Origin of the sequence: Flaviflexus equikiangi (genome assembly GCF_014069875.1) — a bacterium.
GTDB classification, from domain to species: Bacteria; Actinomycetota; Actinomycetes; order Actinomycetales; family Actinomycetaceae; genus Flaviflexus; species Flaviflexus equikiangi.
In genome coordinates, this window is sequence record NZ_CP059676.1 from 57,614 (window position 1) to 80,821 (window position 23,208).

General features: G+C 63.4%; 21 protein-coding genes and 1 tRNA gene. 6 read left to right on the forward strand and 16 right to left on the reverse strand.

Annotation, left to right across the window (positions count from 1 at the left end; translation table 11 throughout):
* Nucleotides 1-13 precede the first annotated feature (13 nt).
* Nucleotides 14-1,399 (reverse strand): FtsX-like permease family protein, encoded by a 1,386-nt coding sequence (locus H2O75_RS00305; protein ID WP_182172066.1) that lies wholly within the window; start codon nucleotides 1,397-1,399, stop codon nucleotides 14-16.
* The gene (locus tag H2O75_RS00310) at nucleotides 1,396-2,082 is read right to left on the reverse strand and encodes an ABC transporter ATP-binding protein (RefSeq protein ID WP_182172069.1); all 687 of its coding nucleotides are present in this window, start codon (nucleotides 2,080-2,082) and stop codon (nucleotides 1,396-1,398) included. The genes H2O75_RS00305 and H2O75_RS00310 overlap by 4 nt, the downstream gene beginning before the upstream one ends.
* Before the next feature lie 108 nt (nucleotides 2,083-2,190).
* Between H2O75_RS00310 and H2O75_RS00315 the strand changes: the two genes are divergently transcribed.
* Both H2O75_RS00315 and H2O75_RS00320 read left to right on the forward strand, forming a co-directional pair.
* Nucleotides 2,191-3,006: a sensor histidine kinase gene (locus tag H2O75_RS00315; RefSeq protein ID WP_182172072.1), complete on the forward strand. Its 816-nt coding sequence runs from the start codon at nucleotides 2,191-2,193 to the stop codon at nucleotides 3,004-3,006.
* On the forward strand, nucleotides 3,003-3,662 hold the full coding sequence (locus H2O75_RS00320) for a response regulator transcription factor (protein WP_182172075.1): 660 nt from the start codon (nucleotides 3,003-3,005) through the stop codon (nucleotides 3,660-3,662). Before H2O75_RS00315 ends, H2O75_RS00320 begins: the two co-directional genes overlap by 4 nt.
* Here the strand turns inward: H2O75_RS00320 and H2O75_RS00325 are convergent.
* The gene (locus tag H2O75_RS00325) at nucleotides 3,659-4,825 is read right to left on the reverse strand and encodes an alpha-amylase family glycosyl hydrolase (RefSeq protein ID WP_220462744.1); all 1,167 of its coding nucleotides are present in this window, start codon (nucleotides 4,823-4,825) and stop codon (nucleotides 3,659-3,661) included. The genes H2O75_RS00320 and H2O75_RS00325 overlap by 4 nt on opposite strands.
* Before the next feature lie 108 nt (nucleotides 4,826-4,933).
* Here H2O75_RS00325 and H2O75_RS00330 point away from each other — a divergent pair, with 108 nt between their 5' ends.
* Together H2O75_RS00330 and H2O75_RS00335 are read left to right on the forward strand one after the other, a co-directional pair.
* Nucleotides 4,934-5,533 carry a hypothetical protein gene (locus H2O75_RS00330; protein WP_182172078.1) on the forward strand — a complete coding sequence of 200 codons (600 nt, stop codon included), beginning with the start codon at nucleotides 4,934-4,936 and terminating at the stop codon, nucleotides 5,531-5,533.
* Nucleotides 5,520-6,053, forward strand: a complete 534-nt coding sequence (locus H2O75_RS00335; RefSeq protein ID WP_182172081.1) for a hypothetical protein — start codon at nucleotides 5,520-5,522, stop codon at nucleotides 6,051-6,053. Before H2O75_RS00330 ends, H2O75_RS00335 begins: the two co-directional genes overlap by 14 nt.
* On the opposite strand, the gene H2O75_RS00340 is transcribed toward H2O75_RS00335, so the two are convergent.
* From H2O75_RS00340 to H2O75_RS00355, 4 genes are read right to left on the reverse strand one after another with little or no spacing between them, the layout of a single operon-like run.
* On the reverse strand, nucleotides 6,043-7,245 hold the full coding sequence (locus tag H2O75_RS00340; protein WP_182172084.1) for an APC family permease: 1,203 nt from the start codon (nucleotides 7,243-7,245) through the stop codon (nucleotides 6,043-6,045). The genes H2O75_RS00335 and H2O75_RS00340 overlap by 11 nt on opposite strands.
* A 36-nt stretch (nucleotides 7,246-7,281) precedes the next feature.
* Nucleotides 7,282-8,325, reverse strand: a complete 1,044-nt coding sequence (locus H2O75_RS00345; protein ID WP_182172087.1) for an acyltransferase family protein — start codon at nucleotides 8,323-8,325, stop codon at nucleotides 7,282-7,284.
* Between the two features lie 60 nt (nucleotides 8,326-8,385).
* A complete protein-coding gene (locus tag H2O75_RS00350; protein WP_182172091.1) occupies nucleotides 8,386-9,126 on the reverse strand; it encodes an enoyl-CoA hydratase/isomerase family protein in 741 nt (246 codons plus the stop codon).
* 43 nt (nucleotides 9,127-9,169) lie between these two features.
* A complete protein-coding gene (locus H2O75_RS00355; protein WP_182172093.1) occupies nucleotides 9,170-10,117 on the reverse strand; it encodes a P1 family peptidase in 948 nt (315 codons plus the stop codon).
* 61 nt (nucleotides 10,118-10,178) lie between these two features.
* On the opposite strand from H2O75_RS00355, the gene hrpB reads away from it, so the two are divergent.
* Nucleotides 10,179-12,566, forward strand: a complete 2,388-nt coding sequence (gene hrpB, locus H2O75_RS00360; protein WP_259365259.1) for an ATP-dependent helicase HrpB — start codon at nucleotides 10,179-10,181, stop codon at nucleotides 12,564-12,566.
* Nucleotides 12,563-13,546: a hypothetical protein gene (locus H2O75_RS00365; RefSeq protein WP_182172099.1), complete on the forward strand. Its 984-nt coding sequence runs from the start codon at nucleotides 12,563-12,565 to the stop codon at nucleotides 13,544-13,546. The genes hrpB and H2O75_RS00365 overlap by 4 nt, the downstream gene beginning before the upstream one ends.
* A 31-nt stretch (nucleotides 13,547-13,577) precedes the next feature.
* Here H2O75_RS00365 and H2O75_RS00370 read toward each other — a convergent pair whose 3' ends face one another.
* From H2O75_RS00370 to H2O75_RS00410, 9 genes are all read right to left on the reverse strand, one after another.
* The gene (locus H2O75_RS00370) at nucleotides 13,578-14,699 is read right to left on the reverse strand and encodes a class I SAM-dependent methyltransferase (protein WP_182172102.1); all 1,122 of its coding nucleotides are present in this window, start codon (nucleotides 14,697-14,699) and stop codon (nucleotides 13,578-13,580) included.
* Between the two features lie 56 nt (nucleotides 14,700-14,755).
* The gene (putP, locus tag H2O75_RS00375) at nucleotides 14,756-16,342 is read right to left on the reverse strand and encodes a sodium/proline symporter PutP (protein ID WP_182172105.1); all 1,587 of its coding nucleotides are present in this window, start codon (nucleotides 16,340-16,342) and stop codon (nucleotides 14,756-14,758) included.
* Nucleotides 16,343-16,578: 236 nt separating this feature from the next.
* Entirely contained in the window at nucleotides 16,579-17,478 is a 900-nt protein-coding gene (locus H2O75_RS00380; protein WP_182172108.1) for a glycine betaine ABC transporter substrate-binding protein, read from the reverse strand.
* Between the two features lie 69 nt (nucleotides 17,479-17,547).
* Nucleotides 17,548-18,555 (reverse strand): ABC transporter permease, encoded by a 1,008-nt coding sequence (locus tag H2O75_RS00385; RefSeq protein ID WP_240161561.1) that lies wholly within the window; start codon nucleotides 18,553-18,555, stop codon nucleotides 17,548-17,550.
* The gene (locus H2O75_RS00390; protein ID WP_182172111.1) at nucleotides 18,555-19,850 is read right to left on the reverse strand and encodes a quaternary amine ABC transporter ATP-binding protein; all 1,296 of its coding nucleotides are present in this window, start codon (nucleotides 19,848-19,850) and stop codon (nucleotides 18,555-18,557) included. The genes H2O75_RS00385 and H2O75_RS00390 overlap by 1 nt, the downstream gene beginning before the upstream one ends.
* A 504-nt stretch (nucleotides 19,851-20,354) precedes the next feature.
* Nucleotides 20,355-20,427, reverse strand: a tRNA-Arg gene (locus H2O75_RS00395).
* A 96-nt stretch (nucleotides 20,428-20,523) separates the two neighbouring features.
* Entirely contained in the window at nucleotides 20,524-21,213 is a 690-nt protein-coding gene (locus H2O75_RS00400; RefSeq protein ID WP_182172114.1) for a peptidoglycan bridge formation glycyltransferase FemA/FemB family protein, read from the reverse strand.
* Entirely contained in the window at nucleotides 21,143-21,802 is a 660-nt protein-coding gene (locus tag H2O75_RS00405) for a peptidoglycan bridge formation glycyltransferase FemA/FemB family protein (protein WP_182172118.1), read from the reverse strand. Before H2O75_RS00405 ends, H2O75_RS00400 begins: the two co-directional genes overlap by 71 nt.
* 32 nt (nucleotides 21,803-21,834) lie before the next feature.
* On the reverse strand, nucleotides 21,835-23,091 hold the full coding sequence (locus H2O75_RS00410; RefSeq protein WP_182172121.1) for a carboxylate--amine ligase: 1,257 nt from the start codon (nucleotides 23,089-23,091) through the stop codon (nucleotides 21,835-21,837).
* Nucleotides 23,092-23,208 lie beyond the last annotated feature (117 nt).

Sequence of the window (23,208 nt, forward strand, 5' to 3'; positions counted from 1 at the left end):
CGCAGAAGCCGGCTCAGTCGTTGCGGCGGTAGTCGGCCGTGAGAATCCTCGACTCGATCGGCCGCGATGCGCTGGCGGCAGCGAGACAGAGGACGAATCCGAAGAGCACGACTCCGAGGAGGCCCGTCAGCCCGCTCATCTCGATCGTGAACCCCGGGGTGGCGGCCGTCATCGTCGCCATTGCGAGGAAACCGAGCGGGATCGCGAGCCCGAGGGTGGCGACGAGGGGGAGCAGGACCTGACGGTATCGTGCGGTCCCGAAGACTTGACGCGGGGTGCCCATGCGGGTCAGGGCAACGGTCTGATCTGCTCGATCCACGGTGAATGCCGCCTGGTTGATCAGCGTTGAGGTGGCTGCCACGACCATCCCGATCACGAGGGTCACCATCGTGCCGGTCGAAATGTCCTTGACTTGCAGGTTGAAGATGGGATCGTCGGGCGTGACTGGCATGCCGGCCATGAACGCGGCGATGAAACCGATGAAGGCCAGTGCCGCCACGTTCCGCCACGCATCCCGAGGCTGAGCAACGAGCCGTCTCATCGCCAGCACCGTGGCGGGGCTGGATGATCGGGCAAGCGGCCGGGCGATCAGCTGAATGAGCCATGGTCCGACCAGATTGACCGTGAACAGGAGGAGGACCAGGACGCCCGCGATTGTCGCGAACACCATGAAGTCCGATTCGCGAAGGTTGAACGTCTGCGAGGCCACGATGAAGAGGACGATGGCGAAGGCGAAAGCGATGACGCGCCAGAACTTCAGTGCCTTCGGAGATTCCCGCCGAGCAACCCCAAGGGGGCTGATGACCACACGCTGCAGTCCGATCACGGTCGACAGGGCGGAGAGGACGAGGATGACGACGACAACCGTGCCGTTCACCCACCATGGCGCGACCATCTCCCCAGCGGATATGGGGGAGCTGTGGAAGGAGATGAACTGCCACAGCGGCAGGCTGAGGGCGAAAAGGAGCGACCCGAGCAGTGCTCCGGCGACCGTGAGGACGACGGACTCGATGACAGACATGAGAACCACTTCCCCGCCCGTCATCCCGATCAGTCGAAGGGAAGCGAGCCTGCGGGCGCGTCCGGATGCTCCGAGCCGGGCCGCCCCTCCGCCCAGACCGAGAATCGGTACGACAAGGATCGCGCACGCCACGATCGCGAGGAACACGTAGGTCTGCGCGAACTCCTGCGCTGACCAATACTCGTATTCGCTATTGGAGACGACGTCGACTAGTGCTTGGGGAGGGTTGTTGTAGCGGTCGACGAACATACTCGTACCCCCGGCCACTGTCAGAGCAAGAAAGCTCGTCACAGCGAAAGCAAGGATCGCGAGAACATCAAGTCCGGACCGGTTGGTTCTTATCCGGGAGATCGCGAGGCGCGACGACAGGCCGATCATCGTCCCACACCCAGCTTCCTATCGTCGTGGATAATCGCATCCCGAATCTCGACAAGCCGGTTGCACCATTTCGCGACCTCCATGTCATGCGTGACGACGATGAGAGTCGCCCCCGACATCTGGCACACAGTCGTCAAGATCTGCATGACCTCATGGCCCGTCGCCTGGTCGAGGGCACCCGTCGGCTCATCCGCGAACACGACCGCGGGATGATGGACGAGGGAACGTGCGATCGCGACACGCTGCGCCTGCCCGCCCGACATCTCGCCCGGTTTGCGCCCAGCCATGCCGCTCAATCCGAGGCGATCAAGCCAGTGGGTTGCCTCCCTCATCGCCTTCGACCGTTTCCAGCCGGCAAGCAGGAGCGGGAAGGCCACATTCTCGGCTGCCGTGAGCTCGTCGACGAGCTGGCCGTCCTGGAACACGAAACCGAAGCGTTCGCGGCGCAGATGCGAGCGGTCACGGTCCCTCAGATCTGTCACGTTCGTCTCCCCCAGCCGGACCGTACCCGAATCGGGGCGGAGAATGCCGGAGAGGACATGAAGGAGGGTGGATTTGCCGGAGCCGGAAGGGCCCATGATGGCAAGAGACTCCCCTGACTGGACATCGAGGGAGACGTCGGCAAGCGCCTTGACCGTCCCATAAGTCTTGACGAGGTGTGTTGCGCGTATTGTGTCGTTCATGGTTCCCATTCCACCCGAGGGCCTCGGCCTGCACCATCCACCCCGGTGCCGTCTTGGAGTGGACCCAGGTCTACTCCGTCCGGGAGCTGACCACCCTAGAATAGGGCTATGAGAGCCAGCCTGAACATCGCCATCGCCGTCGGGGTGTTGGCCATTCTCGCCGTGGAACTGGTTCTCGGCTACCGCGACGGGGCCGTCTTCACACTCCTTGCCGTGGTCCTCACGCTCGGCCTGAGCAGGCGGACGCGAGACGAGACCGGTCACGTCGAAGACCATGCCGACAACCTGGCAGAGCTGAGGCGCTCGCGGAGAGAGATCGTCGGTGCATTCGAGATCGAACGCCGCCGCATCGAACGAGACCTGCACGACGGCGCACAACAGTATCTCGTGGCCGCGACGATGAAGATGGGAGAGGCCGCTCTCGAGGTCGATCCAGACAGCGCTGCGGGGCGTCTGCTCGCTGCCGCCCAGGATGATGCGGGCTTGGCCATGAAGGCGCTGCGTCACACCGTGCATGGGATACACCCGCAGGTGTTGACAGATATGGGGCTGGAAGAGGCCGTGCGTGATCTGGCTCGCCGCTTCACCGATGTGGACGTTCGCTGCCCACATCCGCTCCCCTCGCTCCCCACGGGCGTGACGGCGTCAGGCTACTTCTTCGTCTCGGAGGCGCTGACGAATGCTGTCAAGTACGGCGGTCCCGCTGTCGTCCTGTTGACCGCGGATGAATCCCTCCACATCACCGTCACCGACCGAGGGCCCGGAGGCGCAGTCATCAGGCCCGGCCACGGCCTGTCTGGCATGAGGGAACGACTCGCGGCCTTCGGCGGCACCCTTCATCTTTCAAGCCCCACCGGCGGCCCCACAGAGGTGCGCGCCACCATGCCGCTTCTGCTCAACGTCGGAGAGTCAGGATACCTGTGAAGATCATTGTCGCCGACGATTCAGCACTCCTCCGGGAGGGAATCATCGGACTCGTCGAACGGCAGGGCCACGACGTTCTCGCCAGCGCGGAGGACGCGCCCGGGCTCGTCTCGGTCACAGCCTCCGCGATCGCGGCCGGGACGATCCCGGACGTCGTCATAGCGGATGTTCGCATGCCGCCGGGGATGGCCACGGACGGCCTGGATGCTGCCGTCGACCTGCGCGAAACCTATCCCGAGCTGGGGATCATGATCCTCTCCCAATATGTTGCCCCCGCCTACGCGTCCCGCTTCCTCACGGGTGGAGTGGGAGGCTTCGGATATCTTCTCAAGGACAGGGTGGCCAAGGTTGGTGACTTCATGAGGTCCCTGACCGTCGTCGCCTCGGGAGGAATCATCATCGACCCCGAGGTGGCAGGCCAACTCGCGCAAGCGCGCTCCGGTCCTCTCGATTCCCTCACCCCGCGCGAGCGCGACGTGCTGGCCCTCATGGCGGAGGGCCTGTCGAACAGCCAGATCTCAGCCAAGCTCTACCTCTCAGCCGGGGCCGTCTCCAAATATGTGGCGTCTGTCTTCCTCAAGCTGGGCCTGCCGGTGGGTGAGGAGAATCGGCGCGTGCGTGCCGTTCTCGCCTACCTGACAGCGAGCAGGAGCTAAAGAGCGGGCAGGTTCCAGATGGTCGTACCGTCCACGGCGACTGACGCGCTGGAGGCATCGAGATCGAGTGCGACAACCATCTCCCGCCCCTCGCCCCGCGTCGCATAGACGAACCGCGTATTGGTGAGTTCGAGCGTCTCGGTGCGTGCGGATGCCAGCCAGCGGTGCTCCCGTCGCAGGTTCGCACCCCACCGATAGATGTTGAGCATGCCATGATCTGTCGCCTCTGCCGGTGAGGTGGGGAGCATGGGACGGATCGGGTCGTCCGCAGCGAAGCCTTCCCCCTTGGTGGCATGCCAGCCAAACTCATCGCCAGCATAGATCGAGGGAATACCGGGAGTGGTGAAGAGGATGACAGCTGCCATGGCGGCCTTCGTCATCCCCACCGTCGAAGCGATCCGATCGACATCGTGGTTCCCGATAAAAGTATTGGGGGTGAAGGTGTCGAGGAAGGTCGCATGGCGCTGGAGGGACCAGTCGAGCTCATAGAAGTTCTCCTCCTTGAGGCTGGACCAGATCGCCTTCCACAGCTCGTATTGGGTGACAGTGTCCAGGCGGTCGGGCCCGGTGAAGCTGGGATAGTCGCCGTGGATGACTTCCCCGAGGAGCCAGGCGTGAGGGTAGGCGGCCCGCACGGGCGGCACGATCTTCTCCCACACGGCCGGATCCATGCGGTATGCCGCGTCCATCCGCCACCCGCGCACACCGCGGTCGAGCCAGTGCAGGAGCACGGACACGATGTAGTCGATGACGACGGGATCATCGTGATCGAGCTCGAGAAGGGAATCGTGCCCCTCGAACACTCGGGGGCTCCCGTCATCGCTTCGTGCCACATGGGAGTCGAGGACGTGGCCGCGGGCCACATGGTTGAAGACGCCGTCGAGAACGATCCCCAACCCCCGCTCGTCTGCGAGGCGGACGAATCGATCGAAGTCGTCGTCCGTTCCCAGGCGCGGATCGAGGGTGAGGTGGTCGAGGGTGTCGTAGCCGTGGGTCGCGGAGGTGAAGACGGGTCCGAGCAGAAGAGTGTCGGCCAGGCTCGCGGCGTGATCGAGCCAGGACTCCAGCCTCCCGAGCCGGTGTTCGCCGGTGCCAGGATCGGTCCAGTCCCTGATAGGGGAGCCTGTAGCGCCCAACGGATAGATGTGCCAAAGAGTATCCACCCGACCATCTTCCTCTATCGCCCACCGTGAGCAAAGGCTCTCACCGGCGCGGACTTTCTTGCGGTGACAGGTGGGCCGTGTTCTAGACTGTCACCGGAAGGGGAATGAGTGCGAAGAATCCTAGTGGGCCTTGCCGTTCTTGTCGCGGCCTCACTGACTGCGTGCGGCTCCGTTGCGGGACCGCTGGATCTCGGTACCCTGGATGGTCAGTCGGAGCAGCCGACACCCTCGGTCGTTCCCTCTGATGATGAGACCGGCGAGAGCACGTCTCCCGTTCCCGACCCGGACCAGGACCCTTCCCAGGCCACGGCGATTGATGAGTCGATGACCGTGTCCCTGCCGGACGACTGGCGTTACGCCCCCGAACTGGAAACCCCGTACACGGTGTTCACCTGGTCGAAAGAGGACGGCACTCAGAACCTATCCATGGCGCCGCTTGGGCCTTGGTCACAGATCGAGTCTCCCGAGGAGTACGTGGAGGAGCTGACCGCCAACGGAACGTTGGCAGATGCGACGGCGACCATCGAGGGCGATATTCGGATCGACGGATATGACGGGTTCTGGATGTCGGTCGAGGGCCCCGGGTACGTGACCAACATCTACTACATCAACGTCAAGGGTGGCATCAAAGAAGTCACCGCGAACGCATACCATTCCCTCGGTCTTGCAGAGATAGACAGGCTGGTTCACACAATTGATTTCTACTAGGTTCGCGGCAACAGTACTGGCAGGCCTGCTCGCACTGTCAGCCTGCGGTGACACGTCCGAAACGGACAGCACGGCGACAAGCCGAGCCCTGGGCGCTGTCGAGTCCGAGACGACCACGGTGTCCGAACCCGGCGTGACGGTGACGCGCCCCGCCGGCTGGTACGAGGTCGAGCCGCAGGACGGATTCGCCTACCAGTACCTGTGGAGCGGCAACGACTGGGACGACGTCCTGGCCCAGTATTTCGAGACCAGCGACTACGAGTTCTCGAGCGAGTTCTTCATCGACCTGCTCGATTCGGCTCTCGGAGACACCTCCACCCTCGAAGTCCGAGAAGTCCAGACCGAGTTCGCGGGATATCCGGCGATCATCATCGACATCGTCTACACCTCCGGATCGTACACGTCCCTCACCTACGTCAATGTTGACGATCGGCTGTGGGAGTTCACGGTGAATTCACAGACACCCGAAGGTCTTCGTCGCGGGGAGAAGATCAACTCCACGGCAATCTTCACCCCGTAGGGCTGGCCCAACCGCGCCTGACCACGGCCCGAAGGACAAGGCCTACGGCAAGGACGCCGAGGCCGGATCCGATGGCGGACAGCGGCAGAGAGAAGGCCACTGCCACGCAGCCCACCAGTCCGATCCACTGCACCGCGCGCCTTCGACGTTGGGTGAGCGCACTCAGGTTCGCGACCGCATAGTAGAGCAGCACGCCGAACGATGAGAACCCGATCGCGCCGACGAGCGGAACGAAGAGTACGAGAGGGATCGTGATGGCCAGGAGAGCAAGGTCGATCCGATAGGGGGAGCGACCCTCGCGAACGGCGCAGAGCACTCGAGGCAGATCGCCCTCCCTCGCCATGGCGAGCCCCGTCCTGCCGATCCCGGCCGTGACACCCAGGAGCGAACCGGCGCACGCCGCCGACACTCCGACCGTGAGGATGGCATGGACGGCGGGGCTGGTCGACAGGTCGGCAAGCGGGTGCAGAGAAGACGTCAGGGCGTCGATGCCGAGGAGGGAGACGAGACTGAACGCGACGAGGCTGTAGAGGACAAGAACCAGGGCGAGAGCTATGACGATAGCCCGGGGGATCGTCCGCTCCGGCTCCTTGACCTCTTCGCCGAGTGTGGCGATGCGAGCGTAGCCTGCGAACGCGAAGAAGAGCAGCCCCGCACCCTGGAGCACTCCGACCGCAGACCCCTCCGCCACTGTCACCTCGACGGGGGACCTCTCATTCCAGCCCGCCGCGAGAACCGTCGCAACGGAGGCGAGGGTGATGGTGAGGATAAGAGCGGTGGCGGTCGCGGTGCGGGTGATGCCGGCAAGGTTGATGACGGTCACGGCAACAAGCACAAGCACGGCAGCCAACCGGCTGTGATCGGGAGCCGCGTAAGCGCCGAAGGTGAGTGCCATGGCGCCGGCGGATGCTGTCTTCCCGATGAGGAAGCACCAGCCTGCCGCGAATCCCCACCACGGTCCCAACCGTTCGCGGCCGTACACGTATGTCCCGCCCGATGTCGGGTATTGGGCGGCGAGTTGGGCCGAGGAGGCGGCGTTACAGATCGCGATTGTCGCGGCGAGAATCAACGACAGGGGGAGCAGGTGTCCGGCCGCGGCGGTTGCGGGGCCGAAGGCGGCGAAAAGACCGGCCCCGATCATGGAACCCATGCCGATCGTCACGGCTCCGGACAGTCCCAGTTGTCGATGCATGGGGCTAGTCTGCCGTGTCTGTCCGTTCAGAGCACGCTACCGGCCCGGCCGGGAGGGTCGTGGCCAGGGAAGCTCGAAGAACAGCCATTTCACCGGCGGTATCCAGCGCGCCACATACACCGTGATGGTGGGGATGATCAGGCCGACGGCGATCATGATGAAGAAGTGGATGATGCTGTCTGGTGCGAACCGCCAACCGACCCACCAGATGTAGCCGAGAAGCAGCGGGTAGTGCATGACGTAGTAGTAGAGGGAGTATCTGCCGACGAACTCGAGCGGCCTCGTCCACCGCGACGACGTGATGAAGGAGGCGAATCCGAGGACAAGCGCGATGAAGGCGAGCGGCCCCCAGATGTACTCCAGGCGATACCGGACCGGCGCCGAACCGCTCACGTACAGGAATGTCGGAATGAGCCAGAGGATGAGGAGCGTCAGCGCGACGGGGGGCTTTCGCACGAATCGAATGATCCTCTCCAGGTGCTGCATCGCGACCGTTCCGAGGAAGAAATAGGTCATGAGGTTCGCGAACCGGAGGTCGGTCGAACCGATGGCGGTGCCGTCGATCAGCTGGTATGCGCTGTAGGCGAGTCCGAGGACGGCCCCGGTCCAGAGGGGGAGGCGGAGCCAGGCGATCGCCTGCGCGATGAGGTAATAGAAGAACAGGTTCCGCAGATACCACAGGGGAGTCTGGTTGGGGTTCTCGGGGCGCAGGATGTTCATGGGGATGTCAGACAGCAGGGCCGCCTCGTGGATCCACAGGACGACGAAGAACATCGCGATCCAGACCGCGTACGGCCACGCCAGCTTCGTGAACTTGCCGGGGAGGAACTTCTTCCAGCCCTTTGCGATGGAGCGGGGGACGAGCATGCCTGACAGGAACATGAGAAGCGGCATGCGAATGAGGACGAGGATCTTGTTCGATACCAGCATCCATTCGGAGCTCTGGAACATTGCGCCCGTGCGCCCGATGGCCTCCGCGTGCCCCCAGATGACGGCGATGATGGCGAGTCCGCGCACCAGGTCCATCCAGATCGCACGCGACCGCACCGTCTTGCTGGACGTCTCCTGAACTGTTGGCATGAGCACCAGATTATCAGCGGGATTGCACGGTCCCAGAATACCGAGAGAGGGGTAACAGTCCTACCGTGACAGTTTCCGCTGGGCCTTCTCGATCTTCATGAGCGTGCTCGGACTGCTCAAGGCCCGAGCGAACTGGATCGCCTCATCATCGAGGATCGTCGACATGGAGACCATCCGTGCGCTGCGATCCGCGGGCGGGAGCTGCTTGAGGATCTTCTTGACACCCTTCCGATCCACGCGCTCGATCAGAGCATCAATGAGACCATACTCCGCAGCTTTCGTCACCCCGATCGTGTCCGAGGTCTTCATGAGATCATCTGCGATACTGGCGCCGACCTGCCTGCGGAGCAGTTCGTGGGTGCCGAAGTCGGAGGGAAGGCCCAGCTTCGCGTAGGCGGTGGTGAAGCGAGACCGATGCGTCGCGATCCTGTAGTCGCAGGCGAGGGCGATGCCGAGACCGGCCCCGGCGCATGCTCCATCGATGAGTGCGATCGTCGTGGCGGGGGAGAACAGAAGGTCCTCGATGACATTCCCGCCCCGGCGGACAACGTCCGCCGCCCCGTCCACATCGCTCTGCGCCTGCTCGGCCAATGCTGCGACGGTGGAGAGACCCCCGCCGGTCGAGAATCCGCCGTTCTTCCCCGTGATGACAAGAACGCCGGGGGGAGCGTTTTCGATCTGTGCCGACAGAGCGCCGACCAGCGCCATGTCCAGCGCGTTCTTCGTCGCGGGGTCATCGAGAGTGATCCAGAACTGGTCCTTGTCCTGGAAGGCGGTCACTCGAGGATCAGAAGCATTCACGTCTTCCACAATAGCGTCAACGAGCAGAGCCCACGAGCACGGATCACCGCAGCGGTTCGAATGCGAGGGCGGTGGCGGAGGGAATACCGGGCAGAGAGGCCGCTGCGCGTACGCCATCGATCACGGCCATGCGGACCGCCTCCGCGGCAAGGAAACAGACAGCATTCAGCGGAGCCTCCACGGAGCCCGTCGAGACAGCGAAGATCGTATCTCCGTCATCCATCGTATGAACCGGTCTGATCGAGCGGGCCAAGCCGTCGTGGGCCGCAGAGGCCACCTTCGAGGCGTGGGGTTTCGTCAGGGCCGCGTTCGTGGCGACGATGCCGATGGTCGTGTTCGTGAACCCGACGCTCGACCCCACATACGCTTCAGTCGGCAGGAAACCGTGGCCATTATGCGTTCCCGCTATCTTCTCCGCGCCGTCATAGATATCGCCGAGTGCGTTGACGACGACTGCGGCGGAGACGATGAGGTCCCCGCTGGTGACGGCCGCCTGGCCGAGACCCCCCTTCATGACACCACCGGCAGGCCCCAGATATTTGCCCACCGTCGCGCCAGTCCCTGCCCCCACGTTCCCCCGCGACCTATCGTCGGAGGCGGAGAGGGTGGCCTGCCTGCCAAGCTCGGGAGTGGGATAGGCGCCGCCGCTGAGCGGCAGGTCGAAGATCACGGCCGCCGGAACGATCGGAACAATTCCCATCCCCGTATCCAAGCCCCGGCCCTGCTCCGCCAGGGTAGACATGACACCATCGACGGCTGCGAGGCCGAAGGCGGAACCGCCGGTCAGAACGATCGCCGTCACCTGTTGGACGGCGGCAGTCGGATCGAGGAGGTCCGTCTCTCGCGTTCCGGGAGCAGACCCGCGTACGTCGACACCGGCAACACCTCCCGTGTCGATGATCGCGACGGTCACGCCCGTGCCCGCCCCGCTCGCATGCCCCATTCGCACACCACCAGCATCCACCAGTGCGCCATTCTTCACGATCTCCATGCGCCGACACTACCCGCGCGGGAACGAAAGAGCGACTACCGTGGGTGGGGTGAGGTTGGATATGCCGGAACATCCGGTCAGTGCCGTTCTCCCCGCTCTCGGGGAGGCCATTGTCGGCCACGGCGCGGCCGTGCTGTCGGCGCCCCCGGGCACAGGCAAGACCACTCTCGTCCCGCCCTACCTGGCGGAGCTGGTGACAGGCAGGATTCTGGTCTCCCAGCCGAGGAGGATGGCGGCACGTGCCGGTGCGCGGCGCCTCGCGTCCCTCGTGGGTGAACCTGTCGGACAGTCAGTCGGGTATTCGGTGAGGGGAGATACGCGGCGGTCCCGCCAGACGCGAGTCGAGTTCGTGACCGCCGGTGTCCTGCTGCGCCGGATCCTGTCCGAACCCGACCTGCCGGGAGTGGCTGCTGTCGTCCTCGACGAAGTGCACGAAAGGCACGTGGACTCAGACCTGGCGGCGGCCCTCCTCCTCGACATCCGAGACCTGACAGGGCTGAAGCTTGTCGCCATGTCGGCCACGGTGGCGGCAGACGCATGGGCGGGGCTCATGGACGCCCCCATCATCACCGCGCACGCCCGGACCCATCCTGTCGATATCCACTATCGGCCCGGACCCCAGCCGCTCGGCACACACGGGGTGGAACGAGACTTCCTCGCGCACGTTGCGCACGAGACCCGGCTGGCGGCCGACGAGAACTCCGGAAGCGTCCTCGTGTTCCTTCCCGGCCGGCGAGAGATCGAGAGAGTCGCCAGCCAGCTCGATCATCCCGGCGTCCGCGTCCTCCACGGCTCCATTCCCGCACGTCTTCAGGACAGCATCCTCACGGGCAGTGACGAGCAGCAGATCGTTCTTGCCACATCGATCGCGGAATCGTCCCTCACAGTGCCGGGGGTGGCGCATGTCGTCGACTCGGGCCTGTCACGAGAACCGAGGACCGCCTACGACTCCGGCATCTCCCGCCTCGTCACCGTCTTCGAATCGAAGGCGGGGGCCGCGCAGCGGGCCGGACGAGCAGGCCGTCTCGGCCCCGGCCAGGTGCGCCTCCTCATGAGCAAGACGAGCTGGTCAAGGCTAGCGGACTACCCGCAGCCAGAGATCCGCACGGCAGACCTCACGGAGTTCCTCCTCTCGGCGCACCGGTGGGGGAATGTCGAGGATCTGCGGCTGCTCGACGAGCCTCCTGCCGCGGGGCTCAGCTCCGCGCGGAGGATCCTCCTTGCGCTGGAGGCGATCGACCAGAACGGCATCACCCCCGTGGGAGAGCGGATCTCTCGCATGCCGGCACACCCGCGGACGGCGGCCGCGCTCCTGCGCCTCTACGCCTCGGTGGGCACGAGAAGGACGGCAGAGATCGTTGCCCTACTCGACGAGGACCATCAGGTTCCAGGGGCCGATCTTGCTGCGGCCTGGCGGGACATGATCCGTCATCCCACAGCCTCGTGGAAACAATCGGCCGCCCGTCTCGCCGGGCTCGTCCCCGATGTTCGCGGCGATTCGATGACAGCAGATGAAGCGCTGGCCGCGGTCGTCTCGCACGCCTACCCGGACCGTCTCGCAATGCGTCGAGCGGGCAGATATGTGACCGCGTCGGGAACGGGAGCGATACTCCCGCACGGATCCCCTCTGACAGGATCCGAATGGTTGGCGGTTGCCGACATGACGGACACGGGGCGTGCGGATGCGATGATCCGCAGTGCCGTCCCCATCGACCCGGCGGTGGCGAAGCAGACCGGCGGCAGGGACGAAACGCGACATGAACTGGCCGATGGCAGGGTTCGAGCCTGGCAGGTGCGGAGCATCGGCGTGATCGAGCTTCACCGGACGCCCACACGAGTCGACAAGAGCATTGCACGGGAGACGATCAGGCAGGCTCTGGCGCAAACCCCGAGCATCCTCACATGGTCGCAGAGCGCAGTCGATCTGAGGGAGCGTCTCGCCTTCCTGCACAGAATCCTCGGGGAGCCCTGGCCGGATATGGGGGACGAAGCGTTGGCGGATAGGGCCGAGGAATGGCTCGGCCCCGAACTCGACAGGTGGAGCGATGGTGGCATCATTCGGGCCGACCTGGCCGAATGTGTGCGCCGGCTCCTGCCGTGGCCGGAGGCGCTCCGCCTTGACGACCTGGCACCCGCCCGCATCGAATCACCCGCGGGTGGCACCGTGAGAGTCCGCTACGACAGGGAGACGCCGTACGCGGCGATGAAGCTCCAGGAATGCTTCGGCTGGCAGGAATCACCATCCGTGGCGGGCGGGGTGAGGCTCCAGATCCACCTGCTATCACCGGCGGGGCGTCCGCTCGCGGTGACAGACGACCTGGCATCGTTCTGGCGCGGCGCCTATGCTCACGTCAGGGCAGAGAACCGGGGCCGCTACCCGAAACACCCGTGGCCGGAGGACCCGTTGACGGCAGTTCCGACACGACGAACGAAAAGGACAAGCCCATGAGTCAGCTCAAGGCTTTGAAGAGACAAGCCGCCGATGCTGTGCGGGAGATGAGGGACTGGCTGGTGCGAGACGGCCACGCGCCCTCCGAGGTGGAGGTCCTCGGCCGCATCGACGGCCCCGGCGTCACCTTCTTCGTCATGAGGTTCCGTCTCGACGGGGACTGGCTGTTGGGTGTGGCAGGAGGCTACGTGGCGGACACGCTCACTGTCACCGGGCACACTCTCACAGCCTACGAGCCCGTCACGGACAATGTCGGAGAGGACGCGACAGCCCTGATCACCGCGATGGATCGCGCTCTGACAGCGGGGTCCGTTGCCGATGGCAGGACGGTGTCCGAGCGGCTCACGGCAACACTCCTCGTGCACGAGAGGGTGGACGTGTCTCGTCTGCAGGGGATGCTCGGCGGCGACATCATCGACGGCGCACTGGTGCTCGGCACGTCGACGCTGCGGCCGGGACCGGCCCAGGATGTCACAGACGCAGCTGAACGGGCCTACCTTTGGCCCCAGGCCGTCTCGCAGACGAAAACCCATACGGCAAGCATCATCATCGACACGGCGGGCGGCGAGGAGAGGGCCCGAATCCACACTCGTCTTGTCGCTTCCCTCCTCGACGAGAATGTCGCGGCGGTGGCCGCGAACGGCACCGTCTATGAACCGGCCTTCTATCGGCAAGTTGTTGACACGACCCCCGAGGACTCACCGGCAGTCCTTGTTCTCGTCCATCTCGGCATCGCGACCCGGCGCGGGCGGCTCTATGGCTTCACGGAAGGATTGGCGGACGTGGGGAAGGACGAGTTCCTCCTCTCAGGGTCGAGCCCCGAGGAGCTGCAGGGGGTTCTCCTCGAACTCGCCTCTCACGTTCTTCTGACAGGAGCCGTGATCCCCGATGATACCGAGCTCACTCTTTCGACGGGAGCGAAGATTCACCTGTCGCGGCAGGGCGAGGGAGCGGAAGCAGTCCTCGCCGGCAGGCTCTGACCCGCAGGGTCAACTGGTCGATCCGGACGCATTATCCGTCACTGCCGGTCGAGCGCTCCGCAAGGATGAGGCACTCCATGTGGCCCGTGTGCGGGAACATATCGAAAAGCTGTGCACGGACGGCACGGAAACCCATCGTCCCCAGGTCGTCGGCCGCTGAGCGCAGGTTGCATGACGAGTAGAGGACGCGGTCGATGGGCGAGTCACGGATCCACTCCGCAAGATCACCGATCCCACGCCTGGGCGGGTTGACGATCAGGAGATCCGGGGCGGAATCCTGCTGCCGCGCCCACAACCCCGCGTCGGCTGCGATGAAGGTCGGTGGCCCGCCAGCCGCCCGCACAGCATCCTCCGAGAGTTCAACGCCCCGCACGGTACGCCAGGGACGTGCGACCGACTTCGCGAACCCGCCGACGCCGCAGTACAGATCCCAGACTTCTTCCGGGTCCGTTTCGTCCACCCATGCGGCCGCAGTCGCGTAGAGAACACGGGTGATATCCGTATTCGTCTGGAAGAATCCCTGCGGCCGGAGTCTTAGATCGAGCGGCCCCAGGCTCATATCGAGAACATCGTCCCCATAGAGCGGAATCTCGGTGGGACCCTCCGGCAGTGCTACGTGATGCGGATGAATGTTCGCCGTCACGACGTCGACGGGAAGCCTGTCGACCAGCCAGTCGAGATGAGCGAGCAGGGAGGGCACGAGTTCTTCTGTGCGTAGCACGAAACGGATCATGAGCCGATCGATGGGACTGGCCGTGAGGATGATGGACTTCAGCTCTCCCATGCGGTCCGGAATCGAATAGGGGACGAGACCTGCCCGTGCGATAAACCGGGCGAGAGTCTCATGTGCGGCCGTGATGATCGGCGGATACAGCAGGCAGTCGCGCAAGTCCTGCCCACGACCATCGCCCACGATCCCGAGACGAGGGTGCTCCGGCGTGCCAGTGACGACGATCTTTGCCTTGTTGCGGAAGCCGAACTCTGCGCTTTCGACCGGTGCGAACCATTCGTCACAGGGGAGGGTCTCCTCCGCGCGGCGCTGCTTGAGGGCTACCTGCTCCCGGTACGGAACAGCGAGATGTGTGCATGAACGGCACAGCCCCGCGTTGAAATATCCGCAAGGTGTGAGGGGGAAGTGGTTGTCCGTTGCCACCCCATCATCCTAGCGGACGGTGTGGGGGCGCAGGATCGCTCCCGCACCCCCTCCGCTCACGCTGTCGGGCCCGGGTCGCGCAGATTGCCGTCGGCGTCGAGGTGGCGGCCAGAGGCCGTCTTTGCCTCATCGACGTCCCACACGTCGGTGAGACGGACCGCCTGGTCGAACTCCTTATCGATTTCGGCCTGGATCTCGGCCGGGTAGGCGGTCTTCTTCGAGACGAGCCACGTGACGAGGAGAGCCGCGAAGAAGGCGGGAACCATCTCGTAGAGGTCGAAGATGCCGCCCGCGTCGATGTTGCCCCACACGAAGACGATGACGGCGCCGGTGATCATGCCCGCCATCGCACCCCGCGAGGTGAGTCCCTTCCAGAACAGCGCCAGGATAACGATCGGGCCGAAGGAGGAGCCGAAGCCCGCCCAAGCGAAGCCGACGAGATCGAGGATCGTGTCGTTGGGGGAAATCGAGATCAGGGCTGCGACGATTGCGGTCAGGAGAACGGCGAAGCGTCCCGCCATGACGCCGCTCTTCTGCGACATCTTCTTCCTGGTGATGCCGGAGTAGACGTCCTCGACGAGAGCAGAGGAGCTGACGAGGAGCTGGGAGGAGATGGTCGACATGATCGCGGCAAGAACAGCCGCGAGAATGAGGCCACCGATGAGGGGGTGGAAGAGGGCAGTCGTGAGCGCGATGAAGACCGTCTCCGGATCGGCAAGCGGGTTGGCGTCGGGGCGGAAGTAGGCGATGCCGACGATGGCAGTGAGAACCGCGCCGCCGACGGAGATGATCATCCAGCTGATGCCGATGCGGCGACCGTAGATGGCGTCCTGGGGGTTGCGCAGCGCCATGAAGCGGACGATGATGTGTGGCTGGCCGACATAGCCCATGCCCCATCCGATTGCGCCGAGAACGGCCATGATCGTCAGGCCGGCGAAGGGATCGAGTCCGTTGGCCAGCCCGGAGCCTTCAAGCGTTTGGCTGCCTACGATGTCCGACACGTCGCCGACGCTGCCCACGTTGATCGTGGTCGCTATCGGGACGATGATCAGCGCCGCCATCATCAGCAGGCCCTGCGCCATATCCGTCCATGCCACCGCGATGAAGCCGCCCGCGAACGTGTAGAGGACAACGATGACGGCGACGAGGAGCATGCCCCAGATGTAGTCCCATCCGAAAGCGGACTCGAAGTATTTGCCGGAGGCGACGAGCTGGGCAGAGATGTAGAAGATGAAGAAGATGAGGGTGATGATTCCGGCGACGATCGTCAGGCCGCGTCCGGTGCCCTGGAGGCGCGCATTGAAGAACGACGGGATCGTGATCGAGTTGCGGGCGATCTCCGTGTAGGCGCGAAGCCTGGGGGCGATGAACTTCCAGTTCAGGTATTGGCCGATTGTCAGTCCGACCGCGATCCAGCCCTCGACGAGGCCAGCCGCGTAGATAGCGCCGGGCAGGCCCATGAGGAGCCAGCCCGACATGTCGGATGCTCCAGCGCTGAGCGCTGCCGGGATCGGGTGGAGGTTGCGCCCCGCGAGCATGTAGTCGTCGTAGTCTTTGGTTTTTCGGTAACCCCACCATCCGATGAGGATCATGGCAATGAAATAGGCGACGAGTGCGATCGTCTGTCCGGTGAGCTGACTCATGACTGTCCTTCCCCGGCGCGGCGGCGCCGAGTGGTTGTTCTCCCGGGATTCGTATCACCATCGCAAGAACACACCCACAGGAGAGATCTGCACCACTTTCTTGATATCGAGATAGTAACGGACTGAGGGGCGCCATGGGGAGCTTTTATCCAGTTGTGGCCGTTTGTTCGAGGTTTGCGGTGGTTCGGAGACGACAGTGGGGGCCGCCGAAGCGACCCCCACCGCTCTGGTGCGAGTTATTCGACCGTGAGGCGTTCGCGCACCTCAGGGTTCTCATCGAGCCATTCCGCGACGGTCTCAGCATTGTCGCGATCGGCATTCTCGTTGAGGACGTAGTTCTCAACGGCGGAGAGCTCCTCATCGGAGATCTCGAAGGACGAGAACATGGCGGCGATCTCAGGGTAGTCGTCGGAGAAGCCGGAACGACCGAAGGACTTGATGTCCTCAGCATCGCCGTACGCACCCTCGGGATCCTCGAGGTCACGGATATCGTAGGCGCCGTACGCCCAGTGCGGGGACCAGAGGGTGACAACAATATTGCGCCCCTCCTTCATCGCACCATCAAGTTCGGCCAGCATCGCGGCAGTCGAGGAGATCTTGAAGTCCATGCCCTCAAGCCCGTAGGTGGGCATAACCTCGTCGCGGGTGATCCGGGTCAGCCCCGCCCCGCCATCGATGCCGATGATCTCGTTGTTGAACTCATCAGCGGCGTCCGCGAGCTCGTCGATCGACTGGATGGGAGCATCGTTGTTGACGGCCAGAGCAAGCTTCGCATCCGAATACCAGGTGCCCAGATCCTCGATGTCGTCCTCGTAGCTCTCCAGGTATTCCGAGTGCGTGACGGGCAGCCACACGTCGAGGAGAAGGTCGATATCCCCGCTCGCGAGGCCGGTGAAGATGACGCCGATGTCGGCGTTCGTCAGGGTGACATCGTAACCCTGCTCGTCGAGAGCGATCTTGGCCATGTGGGAGACGACGACGCCCTCGTCCCATCCGGCAGGGACGCCGATTTCGATCTCTTTCGTCACCTCGGCGTCACCTGTCGTCTCTGTCTCTTCGCTCTCGCTGCCACAGGCGGCGAGGAGCGTCAGTGCGACGGCGGCAGAGAATGCCACGCTTCGTGTCTTGCGAGTCATGTGTCTTCCTTCTGTTGTGTGTCGATGCTGGCTTCCGGGTCCGGCAGCCATAGGCACTTTCTGGGATTCTTACTGGGTGAGCTGGTCTCGTTTCGACATGCCGAACGCGGAGGTCACGCGATCGAGGTACATGGCGAGAATGACAACGGACAGTCCTGATTCCGCGCCGAGGGAGATATTGACCTGGGTGACTGACGTGTAGACGTCAGCACCGAGACCGCCCGCGCCGACCATGCCCGCGATGACAACCATGGAGAGAGCGAGCATGATGACCTGGTTGACGCCGCCCATGATGTTCTGTCGGGCGAGCGGGAGCTGGATCTGCGCGAGGATCCGGGCGGGGTGAGCGCCGAAGGCGTGTGCCGCTTCAACAACCTCCCGATCGACCTGTTTGATGCCGAGTTCGGTGAACCGCACGGCGGGAGCGATGGAGAAGAGGATGGTTGCGACGATGCCGGGAACGACACCGATCCTGAACAGGACGACGAACGGAATGAGATAGACAAAGGCCGGCATCGTCTGCAGGAAGTCGAGCACCGGACGGACGATCGCGGAGGCAGTGCGGCTCTTCGCTGCCAGGATGCCGAGCGGAATACCGATGGCGATGGCAATGATCGAGGCGACAAGGACAAGGGCGAACGAGGACATGGCGTTCGACCATTGGCCCACGCCGTAGATGATGAGGAAGCCGAGAAGCGAACCGACGGCAAGCTTCCAGCCCTTGACGGCGAAGGCGACAAACGTCAGCAGCGCCATGATCGTCCAGACGGGAAGATCATCCGCCACACTCTCCGGAGGGGTGAGGAACCATTGGCTGAGAATGAAGGCCAGCGCGAAGGCGCCGGCACCACCCAACCCGGCCTTCCATCCCTTCCACAGCGTGATCGCAAGCGTGACGATCACGGCGATCGACAGGAAATCGGGCGTGAGGAGGAAGTTCTCGAGGAACGTGTAGAGCGGCATGAGGATGTCGCCAGAGATCCAATCGAAGACACCCTTAAGGTTGCCCGTCATCCAGTCGACTGCGGACTTCGCCCAGTCGCCTAGCGGGATCTCGAACAGAAGACCATCGGCCATCAGAAACTCTCCTCTGCAGTCGTCTCGGCTATCGCCGGCATCTCACCCGTCGTGGCGGCCGCTGACGGCGCGCTCGCGGCAGATGCTGCACTCAGATCCACCGGCATCACCACGTCTTCCTGCCCAAGTGCACGCAGAAGCGTGACGTTGGGGATGACTCCGAGAAGACGGTTGTCGTCCGAGACGACGGGGACCGTCAACTGGTCGCTGGCGGCAGGTGCAACAACCTGGTTGAGCGGAGTATCCGGTCCCACCCCGGGATGAGAGGGGTGGATGAGGCCCTCGATCGATGTCAGTCTCGGATTCCGGCGCAGTGCGCGAAGGATCTCTTCGACATAGACGCAGCCGAGCAGGTTGCGGGATCCACCATCGGTCACCCAGCCGCCCGGAGCGTCGATCTCCTCCAGCTTCTTGAGGACGACGTTCGGACCATCGCCCCGGTAGAGACGAGTCAGGGGCTTGACCATGATCGAGGAGGCTGTGATCACGCGGGACCGGTCGACGTCCTGGACGAATCGCTCGATGTAGTCGTTGGACGGGTTCGTGAGAATCTCTTCGGCCGTACCGATCTGGTCGACGGATCCGTTCCTCATCACCGCAATCCGATTGCCGACGAACATGGCTTCGTTGAGGTCGTGGGTGATGAAGATGATGGTGCGCCGCTTCACCTCCTGGATCTCCAGGAGAAGCTCCTGCATGTCCCGCCGGATCAGCGGGTCGAGAGCGGAGAACGCCTCGTCCATGAGCAGGATCGGAGCATCAGCGGTCAGTGCCCGGGCCAGGCCTACGCGCTGCTGCATGCCGCCGGACAGTTCGGAGGGATAGCTGTTCTCCCAACCCTCCAAACCCGTTGTCTTGAGCGACTCGGCGGCGCGCTCCAGGCGCTCCTTCTTCGCTACGCCGGCAATCTCGAGGGGGTAGGCGGCATTGTCGATCACAGTGCGGTGGGGCAGGAGTGCGAAATGCTGGAAGACCATCGACATGGAATCCGCACGCAGGGCGCGAATCGCAGACTGCGACATTGCCGTGATCTCGTCATCGCCGATGAAGATCTTTCCGCCTGTGGCCGGCCCGAGGGCGTTGAGGGTCCGCAGGAGTGTTGACTTCCCGGACCCGGATAGGCCCATGACGACGAAGATCTCACCGGGATCGACCGTGAAGCTCACATTGTTGACTGCGACTGTGACGTCGTCGGGAAGCTGGTCAAGGCTCGCTCCGCTCTGGAGCATCTTCGTCGCCTTGGCACCGTCCTTCCCGAAAACCTTGTAGACGTTCTCGCACCGGAGACCCTTCATCTACTTCCTTACTCTTCCGCTCAAAACTCGTCGTGTGCTTTTACTTGTTCGTGAACTGCGGCACACGAATGACATACTTTGCAGGCAATTACCAGACTTCCAGGGTTTCCACAGGCCCTCAAATAACGATCCGATAACGCGATGGCGTGATTGTGGGAGAGAGGCGCGAATTGGCGGGAATCGCACGGTGACGGCTCGGCGCGGGCTGTTGCCGAATTGTGACCCACCAGACTCATTATTCCGTATATTCTGAGAAATATGCATAAATGATTCGTTTGGTCCCGTGCTTAGGGCCCGTCCCGGCCGGCATGTGTGCGCCACTGAGCCAAGAAAACTGAGATCCTATCGGTTCGCGGCCCAAAGCGCCACGTATGATATGCAAAAGTTATGAAGATGAGATGTTCGTCGGCGTGCTGATCGCCGCAAGTATGGTCTCGTCAAGGAAGCGTCGAGTTTTTCCCAGGGGATGCAAAAAGTCCGGCACCAGTGGTGCCGGACTCGCTGCGCGCCCGGAGGGATTCGAACCCCCAACCTTCTGATCCGTAGTCAGATGCTCTATCCGTTGAGCTACGGGCGCCAGTCGCTTGGACGTCATTTATCATAACGCGATTTCATGCCGGGACGCGAATCTGGATTGCATGAGAGCCGTCACGATTTAGACGCGTACAGCAAACTAGCCGATAGCCGACAGCGCCTTCGCGAGGCGGGGGCGGACCGGAGTCTCCCACGTTCCGACAAGCTCCTCGACGTCTCCCTTGAACTGGCGCTTGAAGTGGAGAACCCCAGCATCGGAGGCGTCATCGGTGAAGATGCCGGTGATGCCGAACGTGTTGTACCGGTCAATACCGTTGGCGCTCGCCCACTCGAGCATTGCACGGTGGACGAGATAGATGCCGTAATACGACTGGTACTCACGGTAGGAGCCTGACAGCAGGTAGACGAGCTCGTTGGGGCATGCGATGAAGAGCGATCCGGCGAGGACGATCTCGTTGCCGGCACGATCGCGGTGTTCGCGGGTCTCAGCGGCACGCCGGCCGAGCACATTGAGGCGTTCCTGTGCCTCATTGCGGGCGGTTCGCTGCTTCTTCGCGAGATTCTTCCCCTCGCCGGCCAGGGCCTTCTCCTGCTCATCGATCCTGGCGATCGTGGCCGAAAGCTCCGCGGACTCCGCCGCGATTCCCGCAAGATAGTCATCGCAGTTGAGAACCGCGACCGGGGCGAACACGTTCTCCGGCTCCACCCGCTTCATGCCCTGGTAGAACGCCATTGCATGGTTCGAGATCTCCTGCATCTCAGACCGGTCTGCCGTGTGGGACAGGATGTCGTTGAGGATATGGAACTCGTCCGCCTCGAGGAATCTCACCTCGACACCGGGCGTCCCCCGCACGGTTGAAGCCCGTCCGGACCACCTGTCCGACAGACTTCGTCACGTCCGCGAAGGTCATGCCCGAAATGTCTTTCGTGTAGAAGAAACGCGCCTGGATGTCAGCTGACTCGTAGAACTCGCGGCGGAGACGACTGATCCCCAGCTCCGCCATCGTCGCCGCAAACACGTCAGCCACCGGATTATCGGCCACGGGCGTGATGTCCTCGTAGAACCGCTCGGCAAGGAGCGGGTTGAAGCGCAGCGCCACCATCGCCCGATCCTTCTTCAAGTAGGAGATGAGATGGTCGAAGAAGAAGCGGACAAGGTCTGGCCGGGAATAATCCATGACGGGCCCGTATGCGATGTTGGCGCGCTTGAAGACTTTCTTCCACGGCTGGTAACGGACGAGCGCCGCGGCGACCACGCGCTCCTCCCCGTCGATGGTCTCGACAACGCCCACCTCGTGGATTTCCGTGCCTTCGCTGCGCCGCTCCGCGGCGTAGCCGGGGAGCTGGGGGAACAGTACTCGTTCCTGATCGTGTACGAAGCGGGCGTAAGCGGACTGGGAGAGTCGGGTGAATCGCATGCACCTATTGTGCCCTCTGCGGGCGGGGCAACCTAGAAGGCGGTGTCAGAGGGCGTCGGATAAGACGAGATGAGAGCCCGCAGCTGGTTCGCATCGGCCGCATAGCGGTAGGCGAAACGCTTGATGTTGGGATCCCTGCGATAGGAGAGGGGATGGACGGGGGGTCGGCGGATCATGAGCCGCAGAAGGTGAGTGCGCAGTGCCCTGTCGCGGACCCAGCGGAGTATCGCCAGGGGCGGGACGAACGCATAGATCCCCTCACGCGTGCCGACTCGCGGGGATAGCGCGACACCGTCGACGAAGTCCGCCACCATCGCACGAGCAAGGTTCACCCCGCCAACAGCAGTGAAATACGAACCCCGTCCCCAGCGGGGATTGACGTCGAGGACATGGGGTTCACCGGTGCGGGAATCGATCTTGATATCGATCGAGAAGAAACCGCGCAGCCCGAGTGAGGTGACGACCTGTGAGGCAATCTCGCGAAGATCTGGCCGATCGGTGACGTGGATGATCCCGGCGTTGCCGATAAAAGATGACTGATGGAGTCCAAGGACCTGCCGCCCCATGGCTACGGCCGTGACCGTGCCCGCTGCATCGACATAGCCGGAGGCGATCCACGAGTAGGTGTCATCTCCGACGACCATGTCCTGGACGAGCATCGAGCCAGTAAAGCCCGCGTTCGCGATCGCCGACAAGATGGCGAGAGCATCATCGGCAGACGCGGCGGAATAGACCTTCTTCTGCCCCGCGAAGCGAAGCCTGCCGAACGCCATCCCACCATCCTTCGGCTTAATGACAGCGGGGAAGGTGATCGGCTGGAGGAGCTCCTGCCAGGACGCATCCGGATCCGATAGGTCGATGTCGACTGTTGTGATGGTCGGCAGTCCGAGAGATTCACACAGACTGTTGAGGACGGCCTTGTCCGAGGCTCGTTCCACGATCTCTGTCGACGCCAGCGGAATGATGTAGCCAGCCTCCGTCAACGTCTCCCGGTGCCGGAGGACGAGGTCGACATCGCGATCCATGAAGGGCATGAGGATGGGAGTGCGGTCCGTGTCGGCGATCTTCAGAAGAGTCGAGACCATGAGCTCGTCGTCGAGCGTGCCGCCTTCGCCGACATAGACATTGTCGATGATGCTCGAATAGGAGATCGAGCCGCGAGACTGGCCCGAGACCGTCACCGATCGGCATCCGAAAGCCTCGTGGAACATCCGTGCGCACGAATACGTGCCGACATCGGTGCCGAGAAGGACGGGCATGAGCTCGGGACGAGGTGTCGATGAAACCATGCTTCGAGTGTGCCACAGTCGCCAGTGCCTAGCCGCTGCGACGGGCGACGCTGAATGCTGAAAGACTGGCCGCGTCAGAGTCGTGGCGGGCTAGCATGGTGGCTCACAAGAGTTGAG